This is a genomic window from Pseudomonas sp. TWP3-1 (genome assembly GCF_049896625.1).
Taxonomy (GTDB): domain Bacteria; phylum Pseudomonadota; class Gammaproteobacteria; order Pseudomonadales; family Pseudomonadaceae; genus Aquipseudomonas.
This window is the reverse complement of sequence record NZ_JAFCUQ010000004.1, coordinates 255,599-279,457: the sequence shown is the minus strand read 5'-3', so window position 1 is coordinate 279,457 and position 23,859 is coordinate 255,599. Positions and strand designations below refer to the sequence as shown.

Annotated in this window: 17 protein-coding genes; all 17 read right to left on the bottom strand. The window is 52.5% G+C overall.

What is annotated here, in order from left to right; translation table 11 throughout:
- Positions 1-33: 33 nt before the first annotated feature.
- Complete coding sequence (locus tag ACP7BN_RS08350) at positions 34-1,014, bottom strand: NAD-dependent epimerase/dehydratase family protein (protein ID WP_426203121.1); 981 nt, start codon at positions 1,012-1,014, stop codon at positions 34-36.
- 247 nt (positions 1,015-1,261) lie between these two features.
- The gene (locus ACP7BN_RS08345) at positions 1,262-6,538 is read right to left on the bottom strand and encodes a glycoside hydrolase family 99-like domain-containing protein (protein ID WP_426203118.1); all 5,277 of its coding nucleotides are present in this window, start codon (positions 6,536-6,538) and stop codon (positions 1,262-1,264) included.
- A gap of 102 nt (positions 6,539-6,640) precedes the next feature.
- Positions 6,641-8,017, bottom strand: a complete 1,377-nt coding sequence (locus ACP7BN_RS08340; RefSeq protein WP_426203116.1) for an ABC transporter ATP-binding protein — start codon at positions 8,015-8,017, stop codon at positions 6,641-6,643.
- A complete protein-coding gene (locus ACP7BN_RS08335; RefSeq protein WP_402811597.1) occupies positions 8,007-8,825 on the bottom strand; it encodes an ABC transporter permease in 819 nt (272 codons plus the stop codon). Before ACP7BN_RS08335 ends, ACP7BN_RS08340 begins: the two co-directional genes overlap by 11 nt.
- An 811-nt stretch (positions 8,826-9,636) precedes the next feature.
- Positions 9,637-11,595, bottom strand: a complete 1,959-nt coding sequence (locus ACP7BN_RS08330; RefSeq protein ID WP_426203113.1) for a glycosyltransferase family 2 protein — start codon at positions 11,593-11,595, stop codon at positions 9,637-9,639.
- Positions 11,596-11,878: 283 nt separating this feature from the next.
- A complete protein-coding gene (locus ACP7BN_RS08325; protein ID WP_426203111.1) occupies positions 11,879-12,910 on the bottom strand; it encodes an MraY family glycosyltransferase in 1,032 nt (343 codons plus the stop codon).
- The gene (locus ACP7BN_RS08320) at positions 12,907-13,869 is read right to left on the bottom strand and encodes a UDP-glucose 4-epimerase family protein (protein ID WP_426203109.1); all 963 of its coding nucleotides are present in this window, start codon (positions 13,867-13,869) and stop codon (positions 12,907-12,909) included. The genes ACP7BN_RS08325 and ACP7BN_RS08320 overlap by 4 nt, the downstream gene beginning before the upstream one ends.
- Entirely contained in the window at positions 13,866-14,789 is a 924-nt protein-coding gene (locus tag ACP7BN_RS08315; protein WP_426203106.1) for a glycosyltransferase, read from the bottom strand. Before ACP7BN_RS08315 ends, ACP7BN_RS08320 begins: the two co-directional genes overlap by 4 nt.
- A gap of 56 nt (positions 14,790-14,845) precedes the next feature.
- On the bottom strand, positions 14,846-15,736 hold the full coding sequence (rfbA, locus tag ACP7BN_RS08310) for a glucose-1-phosphate thymidylyltransferase RfbA (RefSeq protein ID WP_402811585.1): 891 nt from the start codon (positions 15,734-15,736) through the stop codon (positions 14,846-14,848).
- On the bottom strand, positions 15,733-16,626 hold the full coding sequence (gene rfbD, locus ACP7BN_RS08305) for a dTDP-4-dehydrorhamnose reductase (RefSeq protein ID WP_426203105.1): 894 nt from the start codon (positions 16,624-16,626) through the stop codon (positions 15,733-15,735). The genes rfbA and rfbD overlap by 4 nt, the downstream gene beginning before the upstream one ends.
- Positions 16,623-17,699, bottom strand: coding sequence for a dTDP-glucose 4,6-dehydratase (rfbB, locus tag ACP7BN_RS08300; RefSeq protein ID WP_426203103.1), 1,077 nt, complete (start codon positions 17,697-17,699; stop codon positions 16,623-16,625). The genes rfbD and rfbB overlap by 4 nt, the downstream gene beginning before the upstream one ends.
- A gap of 230 nt (positions 17,700-17,929) precedes the next feature.
- Entirely contained in the window at positions 17,930-18,169 is a 240-nt protein-coding gene (locus ACP7BN_RS08295; RefSeq protein WP_426203101.1) for a lipopolysaccharide assembly protein LapA domain-containing protein, read from the bottom strand.
- Positions 18,170-18,196: 27 nt separating this feature from the next.
- The gene (gene ihfB, locus ACP7BN_RS08290; RefSeq protein ID WP_003189779.1) at positions 18,197-18,493 is read right to left on the bottom strand and encodes an integration host factor subunit beta; all 297 of its coding nucleotides are present in this window, start codon (positions 18,491-18,493) and stop codon (positions 18,197-18,199) included.
- A 149-nt stretch (positions 18,494-18,642) separates the two neighbouring features.
- On the bottom strand, positions 18,643-18,921 hold the full coding sequence (locus ACP7BN_RS08285; protein ID WP_420646597.1) for a hypothetical protein: 279 nt from the start codon (positions 18,919-18,921) through the stop codon (positions 18,643-18,645).
- A 213-nt stretch (positions 18,922-19,134) separates the two neighbouring features.
- Complete coding sequence (rpsA, locus tag ACP7BN_RS08280) at positions 19,135-20,826, bottom strand: 30S ribosomal protein S1 (RefSeq protein ID WP_420646596.1); 1,692 nt, start codon at positions 20,824-20,826, stop codon at positions 19,135-19,137.
- Between the two features lie 119 nt (positions 20,827-20,945).
- Positions 20,946-21,635 carry a (d)CMP kinase gene (cmk, locus tag ACP7BN_RS08275; protein WP_426203099.1) on the bottom strand — a complete coding sequence of 230 codons (690 nt, stop codon included), beginning with the start codon at positions 21,633-21,635 and terminating at the stop codon, positions 20,946-20,948.
- On the bottom strand, positions 21,632-23,839 hold the full coding sequence (locus tag ACP7BN_RS08270) for a bifunctional prephenate dehydrogenase/3-phosphoshikimate 1-carboxyvinyltransferase (protein WP_426203296.1): 2,208 nt from the start codon (positions 23,837-23,839) through the stop codon (positions 21,632-21,634). Before ACP7BN_RS08270 ends, cmk begins: the two co-directional genes overlap by 4 nt.
- Between the last annotated feature and the right edge of the window lie 20 nt (positions 23,840-23,859).

Here is a 23,859-nt window from a genome sequence, read left to right as displayed (position 1 = left end):
GGCTTATTCCCAGCAAAAATCAGCGAACTGCGTTCAAGGCAAACTGGCGGACGAAGTCTTCTCCAACCACTCCACAAACCGCTTCAGGCCCTCTTCAAAACTGACGGCCGGCGCCCATCCTAGTACATCCCTCGCTCGTTCGATGCTGAGAACACTAAAAGGCACGTCAAAACCGCGCGCATGTTGGTAATCCCTGATCGCTTTGCGCCCGGTAATCTTCTCGATCGCGTCAAGTACATCATTCAGGCTGTGCCCGCGACCAGAGCCGATATTGAATACGTGCTCCTTCCCGGAAGGCTCGAGAGACGTCAGCAAGGCTTGCACAACATCGGCAACGTGAATGTAGTCACGTACCACCGAACCATCTCCCCAGATCTCGATAGGCTCATTACGCAAGACTTTACCCAGGAATACCGCGACGGCACCTTGGCTCGCGTGCGTACGCTGACCTTCTCCAAATGGGTTCGCCAGTCGCAAAACCGTGTAATCAAGGCCGTGCAGACGATGAAAAAGTGCCAGGTACTTCTCGATCGCCAATTTTGCAATCCCATAGGAGCAAACAGGCTCCGTGGGATGTGTCTCAGGAATGGGTAACTCGACTGGATCGCCATAGACGGTGCCACCCGACGAAACGAAAATTACCTTCTTGATACCCGCCTCGACCGCTAATGTCAGCAAGCGGATCGTACCGACCAGATTGCTTTCGACGTCGAAAATCGGATCCGCGTTCGACGACTTGGGCAGAGTTGTAGATACGAGATGAAAGCAAAAATCGCAACCTTGCAAAGCCTCGCTTATATCGGCCTCGCTCGTGAAATCACCCTCACACAGTTCGAAATTTGGATTTTCTACGTGAGAGGCTCCAAGCGCGACTACGTTTGGTCGATCAAAACAACGCACGACATGCCCCTGATCGAGCAATGCATCGATCAGGGGAGTACCGACGAAGCCTCGCCCGCCCAATACCAGCGAACGTGTCGCTCTGACGGTTGAGGTGTTCTCGGGTTTTTTCAAGGTTAGCCTCCAATGCTCAACAGCCTGTGTCACCAGAGTCTCATGCAGTGACTGCATCACCGCGCAAGCCTGCATTCACAGAGCGTTGCAAATATAAAATGTATCAGTCACGGGCGAAGCGGTACAAAGCGAGTCGATAAAATACATTAACTCATTCATGACGCTTCGGATCTTACCCTACAACGTGTGCTGCATCTGAGCCGATCTACCGCCGCCAACATGCCGGCGGCGGTAGACGCAAGAGCGCTCAACCAGCCTGATCGCCTCGACTGGCCTTGATGTCGCGCTCGAACAGACGAACGTACTGCGCTGCCACGGCATCGATTCGATAGCGACGGGAAACCTCTTTGACCAATCCTAGCGCTGAGCTATACCGTTTGTTATCAGTCGCAAAACCGGCAATTACTTTCGCCGCCTGTTCAACTGGCACTTCCCAGTCTTCTAGTACAATCACATCCCCGGCAATTTTCTCATCTATCGTCAACATGTTTCTGATATCACCGACATCGGAAGCGATATACGGTTTACCGCCAAAAAGGCAGTCCACGATTGTCAGAGGGAAGCTCTCGGACTTGAACTTGGTCAGCATGATGCCCATGTCGGCAGCCGCATAGTGGCCGACCGAGTTGTCACTGAAACCCGCCAAGTAGACGAAATCAGGAACACCTACCCGGCAGTATTCGTCATAGACCGGACCATTACCGACGAGCAGCAAACGTATATCACGACCGGAGAGCTCGCGTGCCAACTCGACGGCTTGAATCGTCTCCTCCCAACCCTTGTCAGGAATCGCACGACTCACGCAGCAGAGTACAAAGGCATCCCGTGGAATACCCAGTTGCTCCCGCTCGATTGCCACTACGTCCTGAGGTTGCAGGCCGTTAGGCACTTTAACGAAGCGTTCGGAATCTTTGTCATACAACGAGAAATTCTCGAAAGGGACAATGTTCTTGTCGGCAGTGTAAACCCAGGTTGTTACTCCACTATCTGCAGCGCGAAGCTGTTCTTCAGTCACCGCGAATGCATCACCATGCTCGATCATGCCGTGCAGAGACGCTACGTGGGATCCGAGCTCCGAGAACACGTCGGAAAGTTGAGTCGGGTACTTCTGAATGTGCCATTGGTGAGTGTTCATGGCTTCAACGCCAAACTCATGAATGACAGATTTCACTTCGGCCAGATCAGAGGTTTCAACCAAGGGAACGTCTGGGCGAAGCATACGGCGAACACCGTCCTCACGAGCCGTCAGACCGGCGCTTAACAGGAAAACCGAATAGCCTTGACGCTTGAATTCGTTCGCCAGTCGAATCGGCAGAATTTCTGCCCCACCTGGGTAGAAACCAATCGTAGAAACCATGATGTTCGGCGACCGATTGGCGCGCGCTTCAAAGATGGCATCGCGGCCGTACCACACTTGAAACTCTTCACGTGAGTTACCGACGTTATGATTGTAAAGCCGTTCACTGCTTTCTTCACAAAGCTCAAGTACTGAAATCGGCACATTATAGAGTGCCTGAACTGTACGGCTTGCCATGCCGAGTTCGTTATAGAAGACTTCTCTCTTGTACGTCGTTTGTGCAGTACTGCCCACATACCGGCGGAAAAAATTCGTGCCTTCGATCGAATAGGCGATTTTGCCGCCACGAATCAGGTGCAGGTAGAAAACCCAATCGCCCGCCACACGCATGGAAAGCCACGATTCGTCCTCAAGCAACGGCATATCTACCGGACGCTTGAAAACAACGCCACTCGCGTTAGGAATAGTATTTTTAATTCCCAGCGCAGTACGTACTTCATTGTGGGCCGTCTCGACGTAAGACTTCCGCCACTTTTCGGCGCAATCCAAATCGCTCACGTATATATGGAATTCGTCATCCATGACGACTTCATCGCTGGTAACAAATTCACAACGAGCATAAGCCAGCATCACTGCTTCATCATCAAAGCAACGAACCAGGGCTGTCAGGAAATTTTCGTCGCAGTAGTCGTCACTTTCGGCAACCCAAACAAGATCTCCGGTCGCCGCTTTGATACCTTTCGCCCACTGCCGAAATACGCCACCGGAATTGGTTTCATTGAACAGCTTGATCGTTACGTCGGGAAACTTTTCGGCGTACTCACTTAATACCGCACGACTTTGGTCCGTCGAACAATCATCCATCAAAATTACTTCAATATTGCGGTACGTCTGGCCATAAATACTATCCAAGCGCCGACGCAAAAAGCGCTCATGATTGAAATTCGGCACAATGACTGAAACTTTTGGCATCAGTTGATTCGAATCAATATTCAATAAAGCGCAGCTTGTTTCGTTCAAACGACCGAAACCGGCGACCTTGTCTGGCTCAAGAAACAGGCCATTACTCCAGTCGTTCCAAGCGTTCACGAATACCAGTTGCCGATCCTCGGAGTGAATGCGCTGGGTACTAAGAATTGCGGCATCTAGCCAACGACGATATTCCGCGGAAGTGAAACGCGTGTACACCAGCGGCAAGTCTGCACTAACCGCAGATTCATCCCTTGCCAGAGTAATCCCGTTAAATACAGGCAACGAATGCGTCTGGGCGGTTTGGGTACGCTTGATGCCGTTGGCCACAACCACCGAATACGGAACTGCAGAAACTCCGGATCGGATACGAGGTTCGAACGCACCAGTTTCCCCCGGGACAGGCTCCACCGGAAGATCCAGCAGGGCGTCACACAAAGACGAGAGTTTATCGCTTCGTACAAAGTCACTCGTTTGAGCCGACCTGATAATCAGATAAGCATCAATATCAAGCTTGGCGAACTCGTTTTCTAGAAGTGTCAGCGCTTCGACATCGTTCTCACCCGAGCACTGCGTGATGATCACAGGGCGACCATCAATACGCAGATAACGCGGATCGCAAAGCGCTTCCGCCAGACGTACTGGCAACATACCGACGTCTTGGGAAACCATCACACAGAAATTTAAATCGATCTCCTTGTTATCAAGGAAAACATCTACAGGCTGTCGGGCCGCACCTTCCCATGTGAAACAAAAGCCATAGACTCCGTGATTTTTAGCCAACTCAGCCTGTTTACGCAGTACACGGCCATCAAGCGACTCATAAAAACCGAGGTAGTCATTCGGGATCAACTGTGCTCCGCCCTTAGACGATGAGCGAGCATTGCGCAACTTATCCCAGCATGGAGAAACATAAATAGCGATCAGCTTGACAATACTGTTCAAAGCGCCAAACCGGACATCTTCTTGATATCGGAGTGCCGAACTTGGCACCGCTATTCGATGCTCGGAAGCGCCAGCTACCACATAATGCCAAAACGGATTGATATCTGCTGCCTTGATATCTTTGTACATTTCAAGGTAAGAAAGAGTATCAAAATCATCGCACGGATTTTTCCCTTCTCGCCAACCACGCTCACAGTAGTGGCGTAGCGGATCCAGAACCGCCTGTTTCAGTTCCGGGTACATCGCAAAGTAATAACCCGCATCAAACATGCCGGACTTTTGAATGACGTCGACCTGCGCATCAACAATCGATGCAGGAATCGGAGAGAGAACTTGCTGGGGAGCAGTGGCATCAGCCCCAGGCGTAGTCACCGCGTCGATGCGCGAATGCGAGGCAATCGACCGCCCCTCCAGTTGACCACTTCTAAGGTAGTGAACCAACGGGTTCACACGACCTTGTGCGACGTCCGGATTATCCGAAAGATACTTGGAGGTACTGAAAAAACCAGATGGATCTCGACCTTCTCTCCACCCGTGAAGCATAAAATGCTTGAGCGGATCGACGCCAAGTGCGCGGACATCGTCGTTATTTGCGAGATAGTACTCTTTGTCAAACAAAGGGCTTTCGCGAAGCTGCGCAACAGTGGTCTTGTTGTAGAAATCACGACGATTCCTCAGCACTTCGACAACCTTGCCCAATGAAAGCATATGCCGTACTCGGCGATTCAGACCACCGGCCCTGCGCAACGGCTCAGTAACACGCCACGAACGAGACTTCAGGAGTTGATGGAGCTCTTGGCGAACCAAATCAATATCCGCATCTTTTTGCCGAGTGATACGCAATACTTCATTCTTTAGGCTGCCGACTTCACCGTCGCGCTCGACAATGGCGTGCTTCAGATTATTGATCTGGCCATCGCGCTCACCCACGACACTTTGGAGCTGGGAAATTTGTCCATCACGATCGAGCAACGCATGGTTAAGACTTTTAATCGTCTGAGTACAGTCGCTGATCTCGCCTTCACGAGCGTTATCAATATGCGTAAAGCCTCGCAACTGAGCTTCGAGCTCGACAACGGAATATCTCAGGCTGGTGATTTGTGCATCCAGCTCGGTGATTGTTTGCGTCAATCCGACGATCTGGCCATCTCGCTCGACCAACGCATGACACAGCTCAGTGATCTTCTCGTCATATTCGACGACACGGGCGTTGGTGAGGCTGTGATTCAATAAATCAGCTTCGAGCTCATCAATTCGACGCTTGAGCTTTCCTATCTCGGTCTCGCGATCAACCACTAGAAGAGATAGATCGTTGATTTGCACACTGCCTTCGCTCATGGAGGCGTTCAGCGACTCCACTTTTGCCTCAAGCGCGCTCGCTGTCTGACTGAGGACTGCAAGTTGCGCCGTGCGTTCGCCAAGGCGCTGATGGCGTCCACGGATAAGCATTATTGCGCGCAATGCCAACTGTAGCTCATCTTCGGAAAACGATTCTTTGGATTCTGGCAACTGCGTGTCATAACCGAAGACTGAAAAATCTTCGGCGTACAAAGTACGGATCAGGCTGGCGCTACGTTCCGTCAAAAACTCCGGAAGATAGGGAATCAGGCTCTCATTCGCCCGGCGTTCGGCAAAGGGATCAGGGAAGAATTGCCCCAAGTGCTCGGACAGTGCCTGACTCAGCGGCAGAGTCTCTTCAATTTTCACCAGCACGGTGTAATTGATCAGGTCTGGGCGTAACAACGTCACTTGAGGGGTCCAATGCTGATCCCAATAAGTTGGCGCCTCCTGAGTGGCAAGGTGCTCGAGGAAACCTTCGAACGCCAAGGCAATATCTTCGGCACCTTTAAGTGGTCGATGATAAAAATCTCTCTGAAGATAGGGGCCAACCTGCTGCGGTTCCTGCAGGAGCAATTTCGATTGCCAAGCCGAAAATATGCGCTTGTAAGGGTTTCTTACAACAGCAAATCGGAAGTAGGCATCTGATGTCAGCGCCTCTTGCAGTGCGTCCGGGTGCAGGCCGGTAACATGCGGTGCAACTCGGTGCATTTCATGCACGACTTGATCGGGATTACTTTCAGCACTATCGGTGATTTCGTTCAGAGCCTTAGAGCACCCTTCCAATGATGCAAACCACCACTTCAGAGAGGTGCAAGCAACTTTTGGAGTACTCACATAGAAAAGCTTGTGCCGCTCCGAACGATAGCCACTCCAGCGGAGATATTCAAATACTGTTTCTTCGTCACCTGGTGGCCAATCACTGATATTTAGCATGTACGTCATAAACCCTATGAATATGCTGCTATGCAGCATCAAACTTCCAAGCCGATTTAAATCAAACAGTCAACAACGCTGTTGTTGACTGTCAGACCTCACATCCAATTGCCTGCGAACAATCATGGCAGGCGCTTACATTTACTTAATCATGGATCCTTTCCCAACATCCGCCTGAGGCGCACTTGTCATCAAATCCACATAGCCGAAAGAATTCGATTTTTCTCCCGGGGCCACCCGAAACATGATTGCATCCATGATCCTGTGCGCACAATTTGGTTCTTGATTAGACCAAACTCCGCCTCCTACAAAGTAGGTGCCAGGTAATAAATTCATCTGAAAAGAAAATTTAACATTAAAGTCGCTCCCGGCACGGACGGGCTCAAAATAAGAACCGTCCTCGGGAAAACGCTGACCTGTCAAAACCGCGCCCGAAACGTTCCGGATATGAATACCCCAGAACGTAGCGTCAAAGTCCTGGTCGAAGTGCCCTGCCATTTGAATCTGATAGGTCTTCCCGGACTGCAAAACATTCACCAGCCGGCCTTCAGCATCAAAAATGGTGAAGGATTTGATTTCGGCACCTTGCGTGGGATAGATCGCGGTAGTTTCAGGAACCAAGCCGGCGTCAAATGCATCAGTCGCCTGTTCGCTGGAATTCACCGATCGCTCGACAACCGCTTTCTGAAGGTCAATATCCTCCCCGGACTTATCAGCCGCCAAATAGGCCTCAACGAGTCTTTTGTACTCTGTCTCAGGGGCATAGATGAGCTTTTGATAGGCTCTCACTGCCTGTGGAGCGGCGCCGTACATCAAACGGACACCATGATCCAGCAACAAGGTTCTGTCGCAGTGTTCGATAATGCTTGGCCCAGAGTGCGACACGAACAAAATCGAGGTGCCGTTGTTTTTCAGCTCTTCCATTCTCGCAAAGCACTTGCGCTGAAATTTTTCGTCCCCTACGGCAAGCGCCTCGTCAACGATGAGGATATCTGGCTTGATCATCACTTGAACCGCAAATGCCAGTCGAACGACCATGCCGCTCGAATAGCTTTTTACTGGCTGCTCAATAAAGCTACCAATATCCGCAAAAGCCGCGATCTCATCGAATCGCTGATCGACCTCTTCCCTCGCCACCCCGAGAACGGCCGCATTCATGTAAACGTTGTCTCGGCCAGAGAACTCTGGATCGAACCCGGACCCCAGCTCAAGCAAAGCTGCAATACGCCCGTTAGTTTGCACGGTACCGGAAGAGGGATTCAACGTCCCACAGATCATCTGCAGCAGAGTGGATTTACCACTGCCGTTACAACCGATGATTCCGACCGTCTCCCCTTTCTTTACTTCGAAAGAAACGTCGCGCAGAGCCCAGAATTCACGGAAGAATTGACTACGCTTCAAATGCACAGCGCCTTGCAGGCGAGGCACGATAAATTGCTTGAGCCGGTCACGCGGCTGATCATAGATTTCGTAGCACTTGCTCAGGTTCTCAACCTTAATCGCGACTTCAGAGGACATCAGCAAATCCTTTACGTGTTTTCTGGAACCAGGCAAAACCCAACCATGCGATGCACGTCGTGGCAACCCAATAGATTCCCAATACTTCAAAATCCGGCAACTTGCCCCAGAACAGAACGTCACGAGTCATCTCGATAGCTGGAGTCAGCGGATTGAGATAAAGCAGGTGACGATACGACTCGGGAAGTGCCGTCGCAGGGTAAAAAATCGGACTCAAAAACATCAGAACGGTAGTCAAAATCCCTATGAATTGTGAAACATCACGCAGGTAGACTCCCAAGGAAGCGAGTGCCCAACTGACCCCCATAATGAACATGATGAAAGGAATGATGATCAGCGGAAGGTAAAAGGCTGTGGCGTGTGGCACGCCGAAGAAAATCCCATAGGCGATGAACCATACGCCCAGACTGATCGCAGCATGAAACAACGCTGAGCCCAGCACCACTACGGGTAGGATCTCTAGGGGGTAAACCACTTTTTTTACGAAATTGACCTTGCCGAGAATCAAGCCGGGCGCCCGGTTAATGCACTCGGAGAACAAGTTGAAAATGATCAGCCCTGCAAACAGAATCAGCGCGAACTCAGTCTTCGAATCGCTATCCACGCTCCATCGGGCACGCAGTACCGCGCTGAAGACGAAGGTATAAACCGCAAGCATCAACAACGGATTGAAGAACGACCAAAGCAACCCCATCGCCGAGCCGCGGTATCGCCCAAGCACCTCGCGGATCGTTGAGGCTTTGATCAGGGCAGTATTGCGCCAGAGACTGGCGAACATTTCCAATGGATTGGCAGAAAATCGGCGCATCAAACAAAAGCCTCAACAAAAAAATACGTACCAGCGGCCATCATGGGCCGAAAGCGAAGGGGTCATATCCGATAATGAAAAGCGAAGCGCTCTGGAAAAATATCGCATTTTTCTACAGAAGGCGCGAGACAAGCCTATGCGTTGTCTTACAAAGTCAGTGAGTTCCATTCAATAGAAGCGCAGCTCCTTAAAATTTGCGGAGCCCATTATTGCCGAAGTCAGACCGGCCATGGGATTGGTGCGTGGGTAGCACGGGACACAAAAAAACAATGAGACGGGCAGCCAGATCTTCGAAAACCTGTGCGACCACGTCGAATGAGGAACAAGCTGTGCACCCCGGACCGCCATCTCGAATATAGAGGGAGCTGAAATCAACCGATGACTCGCCAGATATCCAATCGGCCCATGCTGCATTTTCGCAAGCTGGTCGGCTAGCTCAGCTCTCCGAGCAGACGTCTTCAAGCCAATATTCTGGCGGATGATAACATTCAAACTCACGCAGAAACACGAAATTTCCCACGCATCACGTCGACATCCAAAGCGAAAATGCGCTGAGCTACCGAGCGTTGGCGATGCTGCCAGAAATCCTAGCCCGACAGCCTAAAACTGTGGCATGCCCCCTACTCCGCCGAGCCTTTGCAGCAGCAACAGCAAAAAAGCCGCCTGAACAAGCTATTGCCGATCACCTGAGCCTTCTCGCTTGAAATCATCGAAGTACCCGATCATAAAGAAAAATGCCAGTCAGCTAGGCTGACTGGCATTTGCCTGAGCAGGCAGCTTTTTCCGGAGAGTCATAAGAAAAAAACAGAAGTTACTCATAGCCTGCACAAGATGCCACTGCACGACTCTTCGCTGTGTAATAGGCATCATGGAGTTGCTTATGACGCCCGACTCTCACGCTCGGATCCGCAGGCGTCCTGAATAAGGAAGTAGTCTTCGGAACATAACAAAAATGGTTCTTATAGCCATAACGCAACCAAAGATTCCAATCTTCAAGATTACTCATATCGGTTTCGAAACCGCCTCGTTCCACAAACAGGTCACGCTTGAACAATATAGACTGAATCGGTATGTAATTATGATCAAGCAGCGTCTCGTAGTCGAACTCCTGCTTATAGGCAGCATTCGTTTCGTAACTCACCTCGACATACCGCCCACTAGCCTCGTCGATGACGGTACCTACTTCCATGGCCAGAGAGTAAGCGGCAACTGCTTGCTGGTCTTTCAAAAGAGCATCCAAAAGAACTTCGACGTGATCAGGAAAAAGCAGGTCATCGTCGTCCAGGAACATACAATATTTTCCCGAGGCCATTTCAAGACCATAATTTCCAGTTACAGAGCGCCCGACCTTTTCCAAACCAAAGAATCGCACACTTGGCCCCCATAACAATGAAGCCTCTTCCACCTGAGCTTGCATTGTCCGCCCGCCATCCTCGACAACAATCAGTTCAATATTCTGGTAAGTCTGATTGATGACCGACATTATTGATTGCCTGAGAAACTCTGCTCTCCCTCGATAGGTCCGAGTGACAATCGTAATCAGAGGTTGCTCAACGAGAGGGCCACCAACCTTCCAGAAAGCTCCATCTCTGATCATTTCATAGTCAAACCCTCTGAACGGATGTTTGACCGCTTTCTCAGGTCCTTTACCTCTGAGAAAATGGGGCGCAGTTTTCACTAGGCGAAGAATATTCTTCGTTAAATGGAGGCGTGAGCCAGGGTACACCTGTGGTCGTAGCATCAACAAAATCTGAAGCGCGAGACCTCCGACTTTATCGAAAAAGCAACCATAACGAAATCTGATATTAGCGTTCGCCAGGGTGCTTCCGACATACTGAAGAGGCTTGACCTGGTTTTCGTGCTCATAGGTGTAGTGAAATACAACCGCGGAAGGACAGTATTTAAGCCGATAACCAAAAGACCTGAACCGGTAAGACAGTTCAACATCTTCACCATACATAAAAATCTGACTCTCATAACCGCCAACACGCAAATAAGCATCACGCCTGATAAGGATGCAAGCATGAGAAGACCAGTTAGTGTCCAGCGTGACAGGATCATAATATTTCGGGTGTTCAAAAGGAGCTTGCCTCATTTCCCATGAGGCGACGTCGTTTTGACCATGCGAAACAGCATGAGCAACTATCTGCTCAATTGCATCATCGGACAATTGGATATCTATATTACTAACCAGAAAATAATCCGCCCGGCCTTGGGCAATCGCACGATCATGCCCTGCACCAAACCCGACATTTTCTCCACGCAGTATATGAAACCCACCGACCTTGCCAACGAGTTCTCTTTGCCAGTGCTCAAGCTTTTCGACCGTATGGTCTACGGAGCCATTATCGACAAAAAAAAGGTTCAGTTTCTCACACGGATAACTTTGCCGTTTTAACGACTCAAAAAAATCGTCAACCCACTTCGAACTGTTATAAGTGACGATCGATATATCAATGACCAGATGCTCGCCGAGCTTGACTTTAGAAAAGACATGGGAGAACCGTTTTTCCGTCAACGCCTGTAGGGCGACGAGGTTATTTTTGGAGTTAACGAGGACAAGAAGCCTGGTCCGAGCGATCCGAAAGAAAATCCCTACTCTTACCCGAATACTCGCCAAAAAAGGGAATCGTTGATACACAGGCCGGAGAACTGCCTTCGGGTTAGAAAACGACAGGCGCAACCCTGCCAGAAAACGTGTGAATAGCGACTTTTTCGAAGTCCTCATATCGAGCAATTTATCCTTTAAAAACGAGTCTTTCTCTGTCAACCAATCAGACTGCTCATCGCTTGAGCGCAAATTTCAAGGCATTGTTCCGATTGGTAACCTGCCGTTGACTTGAAGGTGCGCATTATTCAGCAAATCCAAATCTGCACACAATTGTTTATTTTTTTGATTCCAGCAAGAAAGTGTACGTCTGCTGTTGATACCCTTCAGATCGGATCGCAGGCGCTTCGACTTCCGCATCTCCATCTTCGCAAAGAGCCAAAGCGGCGCGTGAAATAGAGGAGGGCCGGCCAGAGAGACAGCGAAATCGGATGATCTGGGAAAATTAGTTAATCCCCGGCCCTGATGCTTCCGGCACTCCGGCCTTGTATTTGATTGCGCCTAATATCAACGGAATGTAGGCAATGGCAAGCGCTAGCACCCCTGAGACCAAACCGATAGCGGTCATGACGGCGAGCGGAGTGAGCCAAAGCAGATTTATTGCCAGGACGGCATACACGACTGTCTTGTGGCTACCATGATGCCGAGAGGCATACTGATAAGCGTGGCTACGATGCGCTTCATAGATCCTGTCCCCCCGAGCAAGACGTCGCAAGAGAGTCCAAGTCGCGTCCACTATAAATACGCCCAATAGTATGAGCCAGCACCACAGCAAATCAGGCATCTTGCTACACGAAATAATTGCTAACAGTCCTACCATCAGGCCTAGAAAACCACTACCGGCATCCCCCATGAAGATTCGTGCAGGAGGAAAATTCCAGCATAGAAATCCAGCAACACAGGCTACCAGCAGCAAAGGAGTCCACATCAGAGCGTAATAACCGCTGACCCAATAAACCAGACATGCACAAAGGCAGACCGAGATAGCCTCAACACTTGCCAACCCGTCAATGCCATCCATAAAGTTGTAGAGGTTGAGCATCCAGACCAGGTAGACCGCAAGCAAGATTCCTGTAATCCAGTTCAAACCGATCAAATAACCAAACAGGGAAATCTGAGCTTCGCCACCCAGCCAGAACAATGCCCAACCGGCCGCCGCAAAATGGCCGACGAGTCGCCAGCGAGCGGCAATGTGCCCATGATCATCAGCAAAACCTAACATCGCAACCAGTCCACCTGCACCGCATAACCCGATCATGGTCGGAAAATCAACCAATTGCAGGTTGTACGATACAGGCAACGCAATCAGGAACGAGACGACGATGGCCACGCCGCCGCCTCGAGGAGTCGGAATGGAATGAGAACTTCGTGAATTAGGGATGTCGATCAGACTGTTGGCCAAAGCATACTGCCGGAGCGCGTAGGTCAGCACTAAAGAAGCGACGAACACCGTTAACAAAAATCCAGAAAATATCATTTTTTTTGAGCATCCAGATATTGAGCTACGGTTCGACGAATTGCGCGCTCAACACTCACGGGTGGAGACCATCCGAGAACAGTTCGGGTTCGGGAAATATCAACTTCGAGCGAATCAAACAAGCGCTGGGCAACTACTCGCCTCCCAATCAAAAACAACATACCTTTTAGAAGGCACGACGGAACTGGAACGAGATATGTGGCACGCCCGAGAGCTTCACTGATACTTGTAAGTAATCGTGTAGTCGAAAAACTGACGCCATCACTGACCAAAAACGTATTACCCGCCGCCGCAGGGTGATCTACGCACAGCACAACCAAATCGGCAAGATTACCAACGAAAACCAAGCTCCTCTGATTGGCGATGCCTCCAAAAGGAAGTGGAACACCCTTGCTAAGCCAATTCATCATACTCAAAAAATTTGCTTTGACGCCGGGACCGTAAATCAGTGGTGGACGAATGATCACCACTTCCATACCAGTCTCTCGACTGATCTCCAGCAAAACCTGTTCGGCTTCATGCTTGGATTGAGCGTAGGGGTCTTGGGGAGCAGGAACGTCGTCATATCGGAAGGGAGCGGCTTCAGATGTGCGCTCACCATTCACCTTGATCGAGCTTATAAAAATGAAACGCCGGACACCGGCCTCTGCAGCTTTGCGCGCGAGAGCCGCTGTACCATCGACGTTGATCTTCCGAAACTCCGCCAAAGCATCCTGCGCTACCTCATTCATCACATGAACGCGCGCAGCACAATGAACCACTACTGCAACGTCGTCCAGTGCGGGCAATTCTGAAGTATCACCGAGCGAAAAAGGTACGACCCGGCAAAGACCAGACAAACGCAAACTGCCACGGACGGCGGCTACGGGCACGTATTTACGGTCGAGCAACAAACGAAGCAATACCGCTTCACCCACAAAACCATTTCCGCCAGTCACCAAAACTTGCCGTTTATTCATTCAACTTTTTTCCCGATTATTGCTGTGGCCCAGCAAATAAGGAAAAAAAACACCTTGTCGCGTACACGCCGGCGGCAATTCCAAGCCTTTAATGAGAGAGCGATCAATTGTCGGCGCTCCAGTCGAAACCAAGGGCGAACGAATGGATCCTCGCGCTTGCCCACTAGAGCGGCAATCAGCTTTACTTGAGAAAACCACCAACCATCGTGAATGGCTTTATAGCGCATCAATAGCGAGTTGATCCCGACGTTGGCGCCGACCTGATTGCTCTCATGTTGACGATACTTCATAGAAGGCACGGGATCGGTGTACCACCGAAAACCATTACTCCTGGCGAACGCATAGCAATACCAGTCATGCAAACCAATATCCTGTACTTGATGCCAATTGGCACATACCGCAGCCTTGAATTCGACGGCAAGCTTATTACCTAAAACATAAGTACAGCCTGGCCCGGCGGCTTCGAACAGATAGTCCCAAGACGCCTGAGGTTGAGCCTTGTCGATCAAATGCGTTTTGCCGCTACTCCAAAAGGCAATGACGTTGCTGGAGTAGCCATCAAGCTTTTGCGTTCGAAGTATATGGATTGCCCGATACAGCTTATCTTTATCCCAGACGTCATCCTGATCAGCGAATGCGACAAAATCATAGCCGTCGAAGTTAACGTCTCGAATCAGTCGGAAAAAGTTGCGCGACGCGCCGCCGAAGTTGCCCGCTGGCGGCAAGACGACGACACCAGGGTTAACAGCAGCGAATTCGTAGCACCAGTTCTCGGTACCGTCCGATGAAGGATCGATACTGATGTATACCGTCACATCAACCGCAGTCTGCTCGAGAATCGAGGCAAGTTGCTCCTCGATCCAATGCATACCGTTAAAGGCAGCCAGCAAAACCGCAACCCTGGGATGTCTTACTGGCATACCAATCCTGTTAAACCGGTTGGAACGTTGCCGTTCGGAAAGGAGAATACCCTCTCTTAATGAGAAGGCGCGTCCAGCAACTTTTGCAGGTATTGCCCGTATCCGGTCTTTTTGAGAGCTTCAGCTTGCGCACCCAACTGCTCGGCAGTTATCCAGCCGTTGTGAAATGCGATTTCTTCCAGGCACGCGACTTTCAGCCCCTGACGTTGCTCGATTGTATGCACGAAATGGCTGGCCTCCAGCAACGAATCGTGAGTCCCGGTATCCAGCCATGCAAATCCACGACCGAGCATCTCGACCTTCAGTGTTTTGCGCTCCAGATACGCTCGGTTCACATCCGTGATCTCTAGCTCTCCGCGCTCCGAAGGTTTGATGCTCTTGGCGATTTCCACCACATCGTTGTCATAGAAATACAATCCTGTGACCGCATAGTTGGACTTTGGCTTCAGCGGTTTTTCTTCGATGCTCAGAGCACGACCCGACTCGTCAAACTCAACAACCCCGAAACGCTCGGGATCGGAAACGTGGTACCCAAAGACAGTAGCACCCTGTTGTTGAACACTGGCCGAACGCAGATTGTCCGAGAAGTGCTGACCGTAAAAGATGTTATCGCCAAGTATCAAGCAGCAAGGATCATTGCCGATGAACTCTTCACCAATGATGAACGCTTGCGCCAAACCATCAGGGGTAGGCTGCTCGGCATAAGTAAGTTTAATTCCGTAGAGGCTACCGTCGCCCAGCAACTTGCGGAAACAAGGCAGATCTTCCGGGGTAGAAATGATCAGTATTTCACGCATACCTGCCAGCATCAGCACGGACAGCGGATAAAAAATCATCGGCTTGTCGTAGATCGGCAACATTTGCTTGGACACGCCAAGAGTCAACGGATGGAGACGCGTGCCCGAGCCGCCTGCGAGGATGATGCCTTTACGATTTGTCGTAGTCATTTGTTCAGAACTTCCCTAAGCATTCGGGTTACACCACTTTGCCAATCCGGCAAGTGTAGAGAAAAGTTGTCGCGCAGCTTCTGAGTATTCAATCTTGAATTCAGAGGACGACGTGCGGGTGTCGGGTAAGCAGTGGTATCGATCGGGTTGACGTTCTTGACGGCGAGTTGCTCGCCGTTGTGTTTTGCGAACGCGATCACATGGCTTGCGTAACCATGCCAGGACACCTCGCCGCTGGCTGCCAGATGGTACAAACCCGACAGCTCGGGACGCTGCATGACTTGGCGGATGGCCAGGGCCGTCACGTCGGCAATCAGGTCAGCCCCCGTCGGCGCGCCGATCTGATCAGCGATAACGTTCAGCGTGTCTCGATCCGTCGCCAGACGAAGCATGGTCTTGGCAAAGTTGTTGCCACGTGCGCCATACACCCAGCTCGTGCGAAAGATCAGGTGCTTGCAACTCGACGCGCTGATGGCTTGCTCTCCCGCCAGCTTGCTCGAACCGTAGTGATTCACCGGCGCGACTGCGTCGGTTTCCTGCCACGGCGTCGAGCCTTGTCCACTAAAAACATAATCGGTGGAGTAATGAATCAGCCACCCCCCCAGACTCGCCACTTCCTCGGCCATGAGCTCGCTGGCTTGACTGTTCACACGGCAAGCAAGATCCGTCTCCGACTCAGCCTTGTCGACTGCCGTGTAGGCTGCTGCGTTGACAATGACATCAGGCTGGACTTTCCGAATAGTTGCGCGCAACTCATCCAGGTTGGCTAAATCACCGCACAAACCATCAACGGCATGGCGATCGAGCGCTATCAGCTCGCCAAGCGGAGCGAGGGAGCGCTGCAGCTCCCAACCTACCTGACCGTTTTTGCCCAGCAAAAGAATTTTCATGCCTTGTTCGAGCGATCTGCGTAGTTCTGATCAATCCACTGCTGATAGCTACCGCTTTTGACGTGCTCTACCCATTCAGTGTTGGTGAGGTACCACTCGACAGTTTTGCGAATACCGGTTTCGAAGGTTTCTTCCGGCGTCCAGCCCAACTCGCGCTGGATTTTGCTCGCGTCGATGGCATAACGCTGGTCGTGACCCGGACGATCCTGAACATAAGTGATCAGGCTGGCATGCGGACGGTGAGCAGAATCCGGACGCAGTTCATCAAGCAAGGCGCACAGTGTGTGCACGACTTCGATGTTTTGCTTCTCGTTGTGGCCACCAATGTTGTAGGTCTCGCCGATGACGCCCTCGGTTACGACTTTGTACAACGCACGAGCGTGATCTTCGACATACAGCCAGTCACGAACCTGATTGCCTTTGCCATAGACCGGCAGCGGCTTGCCTTCCAGCGCATTGAGAATGATCAGCGGGATCAACTTCTCAGGGAAGTGACAAGGGCCATAGTTGTTCGAGCAGTTCGTCACCAGAGTTGGCAGACCGTAGGTACGAGCCCACGCGCGAACCAGATGATCGGAACTTGCCTTGCTGGCCGAGTATGGCGAGCTTGGCTGATAAGGCGTGGTTTCGGTGAAGAGATCTTCCGGACCTTCAAGGTCGCCGTAAACTTCGTCAGTCGAAATATGGTGAAAGCGGAAAGCAGCTTTGCGGGTGTCATCCAGCGCCGACCAGTACTGGCGGGCTGCTTCCAGCAGAGTGTAAGTACCGATGATATTGGTCTGGATAAACTCGGACGGACCAGTGATCGAGCGATCGACATGCGATTCTGCGGCCAGGTGCATGATTGCATCCGGTTGGTGCTCACGCAGGACACGGTCGATTTGGTCACGATCACAGATGTCAACGCGCTCAAATACGTAGCGCGAATCACCGCTGACTTCGGCTAGCGACTCAAGGTTACCAGCATACGTCAGCTTATCGACGTTGATGACTGCGTCGGAAGTATTGGAGATGATGTGACGGATCACTGCGGAACCGATAAACCCGGCGCCGCCGGTTACTAGAATTTTCACGCGAAACCATACCCTTGAGTTGCTGACAGGGCCGTCGAGCGAGCGCTGTCTAATCCATGAATGCAAAAGCCATCATTTCAGCTGTGGCTTCTGACGATGTCAGTCTGAACCGATATGGAAATCTGCCAGTATCGGATAAGCGCAGCATTTTACAGCTTAATGAACGTTTTACTAATGGATATAGACAAGCAGTGGCCAAAGTCTGGATCGCGGTTTGCTTTACGCCGATGTCAGACCAGGCGCTTGCGGTTAGCTCTGGACGTACGCCCCAGAAACCAGCCAAGAACCGGTCCGATCAACATACCGATCAGCAACGCCAGCACGAGAACCACTGACACCGGAAGTTGCGGCCCCGCCCAACCAAGAAACAGCAATGAAACCGATTGCTGGTTCTCCAGAACGAAGGCGAGCACTGCCATTACCAGCACGAGAATAAGCACGGCCAACAGGATGCGTTTTAGATTACGCATGCGCAGTCCCTTTGAGTACGGTAACAATCAAACCCCCTCCTCCTCTTCTTCGTTGACCCGATCTCGCAGTTCCTTTCCAGGCTTGAAATGCGGAACGAACTTGCCGTCCAGACTGACGGACTGACCGGTTTTCGGATTGCGACCTACGCGCGGCGCGCGATAGTGCAGGGAGAAGCTGCCAAACCCACGGATCTCGATGCGATCGCCGGTGGCCAGACATTGGGACATTTGTTCAAGCATGGTCTTGATGGCCAACTCCACATCCTTGGATGAGAGCAGCCCTTGATGGGTGACAATTCGTTCGATCAACTCCGACTTCGTCATATTTTTCCCTTCTTTTTCAAGCAGCTAGATCAGCGCTTGAAAGGTTTTAGCACGCCCGGAAGAATTTGAACAGCCCAGGGATTGACATATCTTCTTCGTCGTCGGAGCGCACTTTTTCAGGGCGGCACTACGTTTGGATATTTGCCCTTTCAACGACAAATCACCAACATATTGCGCGTGAGATAACCGGCCGGATTGAAACCAAACGGAAAATCATCCTCCTCCTTGGCGTCATCGGATCGCACTACAACCTTGTAGCCCGCCCCTTTGCATTCTTTCGCGGCACGCTTCTGGCATTTTTCCCAGCCAGAGCCCAAACCTGAACAGTCGACTTCGATACCACTTACACCACGCACCGCATGGGTTTTGGCGCTGGTGGTACACCCTGCCAACAGCATGACTGCGATCAGGACGATAAACTTGTTCATTCACTTCCTTATGCCAGGCACGCTGCCCGACTACTGCGATCTTCAGCCTAAGCCTAGTCGCGAATAGACATTTGTTCCGACTAAAGAACAGACAGTCCGGCGAAGTGATTGGTTTCATTCGTAATCCGAGCAAGCCATGCATGGCATAAGCACCAAATCGCAGGCAATAAAAAAGGGCGACCTAAGTCGCCCTTTTTACAGCCCAATCAGAACTTAGTTCTGTTTGGCCGCCATTGCCTGGCGCAGAAGGCCAGCCATGGTGGTGTCAGCTGCGCCTTCAGCTTCCGGAGCTTGTTTCAGGCTCTGGATAGCTTCTTTCTCTTCAGCATCATCTTTCGACTTGATGGAGAGTTGGATTACGCGGCTCTTGCGATCAACGCTGATGATCTTGGCTTCTACTTCCTGGCCTTCTTTCAGAACGTTGCGCGCGTCTTCAACGCGGTCACGGCTGATTTCGGAGGCTTTCAGAGTCGCTTCGATATCGTCGGCCAGAACGATGATGGCGCCTTTGGCGTCAACTTCTTTCACGGTGCCAGTAACGATTGCGCCTTTGTCGTTAACCGAGACGTACTCGGAGAACGGATCGCTTTCCAGTTGCTTGATACCCAGGGAGATACGCTCGCGCTCTGGGTCAACCGACAGGATAACGGTGTCCAGCTCGTCGCCCTTCTTGAAGCGGCGAACGGCTTCTTCGCCCACTTCGTTCCAGGAGATGTCGGACAGGTGAACCAGACCGTCGATGCCGCCGTCCAGACCAATGAAGATACCGAAATCGGTGATCGACTTGATGGTGCCGGAGATTTTATCGCCCTTGTTGAACTGGCCAGAGAAATCTTCCCACGGGTTAGATTTGCACTGCTTGATGCCCAGGGAGATACGACGACGCTCTTCGTCGATGTCCAGAACCATAACTTCCACTTCGTCGCCGACTTGTACGACTTTCGAAGGGTGGATGTTCTTGTTGGTCCAGTCCATTTCCGAAACGTGTACCAGACCTTCAACGCCTTCTTCCAGCTCAGCGAAGCAGCCGTAGTCGGTCAGGTTGGTTACACGAGCGGTAACGCGAGTGCTTTCTGGGTAACGGGCTTTGATAGCAACCCATGGATCTTCGCCCAGTTGCTTCAGGCCCAGGGAAACACGATTGCGTTCGCGATCGTACTTCAGAACCTTAACGTCGATTTCGTCGCCAACATTAACGATCTCGGAAGGATGCTTGATGCGCTTCCAAGCCATGTCGGTGATGTGCAGCAGGCCGTCCACGCCACCCAGATCGACGAATGCGCCGTAATCGGTGAGGTTTTTGACGATACCTTTGACTTGCTGGCCTTCCTGCAGGGATTCCAGCAGAGCTTCACGCTCGGCGGAGTTCTCGGCTTCCAGGACACTGCGACGGGAAACGACAACGTTGTTGCGCTTCTGGTCCAGCTTGATGACCTTGAATTCCAGCTCTTTGCCTTCCAGGTGCGTGGTGTCGCGCACTGGACGGACGTCAACCAGGGAACCTGGCAGGAACGCACGGATGCCGTTAACGTCGACAGTGAAGCCGCCTTTAACCTTACCGTTGATAACGCCCTTGACCACTTCCTCAGCTGCGAAGGCTGCTTCCAGAACGATCCAGCACTCAGCGCGCTTGGCTTTCTCACGGGACAGCTTGGTTTCACCAAAGCCATCTTCAACCGAGTCCAGAGCAACGTGAACTTCGTCACCGACATTGATAGTCAGATCGCCAGCATCGTTGTAGAACTGTTCCAGCGGGATCAGAGCTTCAGACTTCAGACCAGCGTGAACGGTTACCCAGCGAGCCTGGTAATCGATATCAACGATAACACCGGTGATGATGGAGCCTGCCTGAAGGTTCAGGGTTTTTAGGCTTTCTTCAAAGAGTTCCGCAAAGCTTTCGCTCATTTTAATTCCTGAGTATAAGGGCGAAGAATACGCCCATCTCCACATCCCAGACGACGTGGGTTACGTTCATTTAAAGAAACAGCGCAGGACTATGACTGGTCCCCTGCGTCGCTTCTTGGTCACCCGGCGATATCGCGGATTGCGATCTCGCTCATGATGCGTGCAAGCACCTGATCGATGGACAACTCCGTGGAATCCAGCTGTATGGCATCAGCCGCCGGCTTGAGCGGGGCTACTGCGCGCTGGGTATCACGCTCATCGCGTGCACGGATCTCATCTAGCAGACTCGACAGACTAACACCCTCGACTTTGCCCTTCAACTGCAAATATCGACGGCGCGCCCGCTCCTCGGCACTGGCGGTGAGGAAAATCTTCAGTGGTGCACCTGGAAAAACCACGGTACCCATGTCGCGACCGTCAGCCACCAGGCCCGGCGCTTCCTGGAAAGCACGCTGACGCTGCAGCAGCGCCTCGCGCACAGCGGGCAATGCAGCCACTTGCGAGGCCCCCGAACCGACGGTCTCGGTGCGGATCACATCGCTGACCTCATCACCTTCCAGAATGATCCGCTGCAACTGACCTTCGGTCGCCGCGATGAACTGAACATCCAGATGAGCGGCAAGTTTTTTCAGCAGCTCTTCATTGGTCAGATCGACACCATGGTTATGCGCAGCGAATGCCAGCAGGCGATACAGCGCACCGGAATCCAGCAGATTCCAGCCCAGACGCTTGGCCAGAATTCCGGCTATCGTGCCTTTGCCCGAACCGCTTGGCCCATCGATGGTGATGACCGGTGCAATGTTGTTCACGACTGAGCCTCTTGTGCCACACGAATGCCGACCTGCGCGCACAGCGCGAGGAAGTTCGGGAACGACGTCGCGACGTTGGCACAATCATGGATGCGGATCGGCGCAGTGGCGAGCAGCGAAGCCACGCTGAATGCCATGGCAATCCGGTGATCGCCGTGACCATGCACTTCACCGCCGCCGATCTGCCCGCCATCAATAATGATGCCGTCCGGAGTCGGCTCGCATTTGACGCCCAATGCCAGCAAACCGTCCGCCATCACCTGAATGCGATCCGATTCCTTGACCCGCAGCTCTTCGGCGCCAGTCAAAACGGTACGACCCTCGGCGCAAGCAGCCGCCACGAACAGCACCGGGAATTCGTCGATAGCCAGCGGAACCAGTGCTTCCGGGATTTCGATACCTTTGAGTTTAGCTGCCCGCACGCGCAGGTCGGCTACAGGCTCGCCGCCGACTTCACGCTGGTTTTCCAGAGTAATGTCAGCGCCCATCAGACGCAGGATGTCGATCACGCCAGTACGGGTTGGATTGATGCCGACGTGCTCAAGCACCAGTTCCGAACCTTCGGCAATCGATGCCGCCACAAGGAAGAACGCCGAAGACGAGATATCGCCCGGTACTTCAATGTGGGTTGCGCTCAATTTGCTACCGGACTCGACCGATGCAGTCGCGCCATCGACGCTGACCGGGTAGCCGAAGCCGCGCAACATGCGCTCGGTGTGATCGCGAGTCGGTGCAGGCTCGGTAACCGTGGTCTTGCCTTCGGCGTACAGACCGGCGAGCAGCAGGCAGGATTTAACCTGCGCGCTGGCCATCGGCATGGTGTAAGTCAGGCCTTTGAGCTTGTGCCCGCCGCGAATAACCATCGGCGGACGACCTTCGGCGGCGGTCTCGATCACTGCGCCCATTTCGCGCAGCGGATTGGCCACACGATTCATCGGACGCTTGGACAGCGAAGCATCGCCGGTCAAAGTGCTGTCGAAGTTCTGCGCGGCCAACAGACCGGAGAGCAGACGCATCGAAGTACCGGAGTTGCCCAGATAGATCGGGCCCGGAGCCGGTTTCAGACCGTGCAGGCCGACACCGTGGATGGTCACGCGGCCGTGGTGCGGGCCTTCGATGACCACGCCCATGTCGCGGAACGCCTGCAAGGTTGCCAGAGCGTCTTCGCCCTCGAGGAAACCTTCGACTTCGGTGACGCCCTCAGCGAGGGAACCGAGCATGATCGAACGGTGGGAAATTGATTTGTCACCCGGTACGCGAATCCGACCGGAGAGGCGTCCACCAGGTTGAGCCAGGAAAATCAGATCGTTGGAATTCATAGCGTCCACATAGGCCCGGCGGGCCAGGATTTTACTGAAATGCTCGCGGGCAACCCGGGCGCGCGTGAAGACGCCCAACAATTGGTGCCCATCCCCTGCATCGACCGCGTCGCGCAAGGCGTCGAGGTCGCTGCGAAATGTATCAAGTGTGCGCAGGACAGCCTCGCGGTTGGCGAGAAAGATGTCGTGCCACATGACCGGGTCGCTTCCGGCGATTCTTGTGAAATCGCGAAAACCGCCCGCAGCGTACCGGAAGATCTCAAGGTTTTCATTGCGCTTGGCCAACGAATCGACCAGACCGAAGGCCAGCAGGTGCGGCAAATGACTGGTCGCAGCCAGCACTTCGTCGTGACGCTCGACCTGCATGTGCTCGACATCGGCACCCAGTTCGCGCCACAAGCGATCTACCACTGCCAGTGCTTGCGGATCGGTTTGCGCCAGCGGCGTGAGGATCACTTTGTGCCGACGGAACAGCTCGGAATTGGAAGCTTCCACCCCGCTCTGCTCAGAGCCGGCAATCGGATGACCCGGCACGAAGCGCGCCGGCATGCCGCCGAACGCTTCAGTTGCTGCGCGCACCACATTGCCCTTGGCGCTGCCAACGTCAGTCAGAATCGCTGACCCCAGTTCCATGCTCGCCAACCGGGCGAGGACTTTTTCCATGGCCAGGATCGGCACTGCTAACTGAATCACGTCCGCGCCCTGGCAAGCAGCAGCCAGATCGTCTTCACAGCGATCAACCACACCCAACTCGACCGCCAGCTTGCGCGATTGCGGATCGAGATCGACGCCGACCACTTCGCGGCACACGCCGCTTTCACGCAAGCCTTTGGCAAACGAACCACCGATCAATCCCAGACCGACCACTACAAGGCGACCGATCATAGGTGCAGCAGATTGCAGTG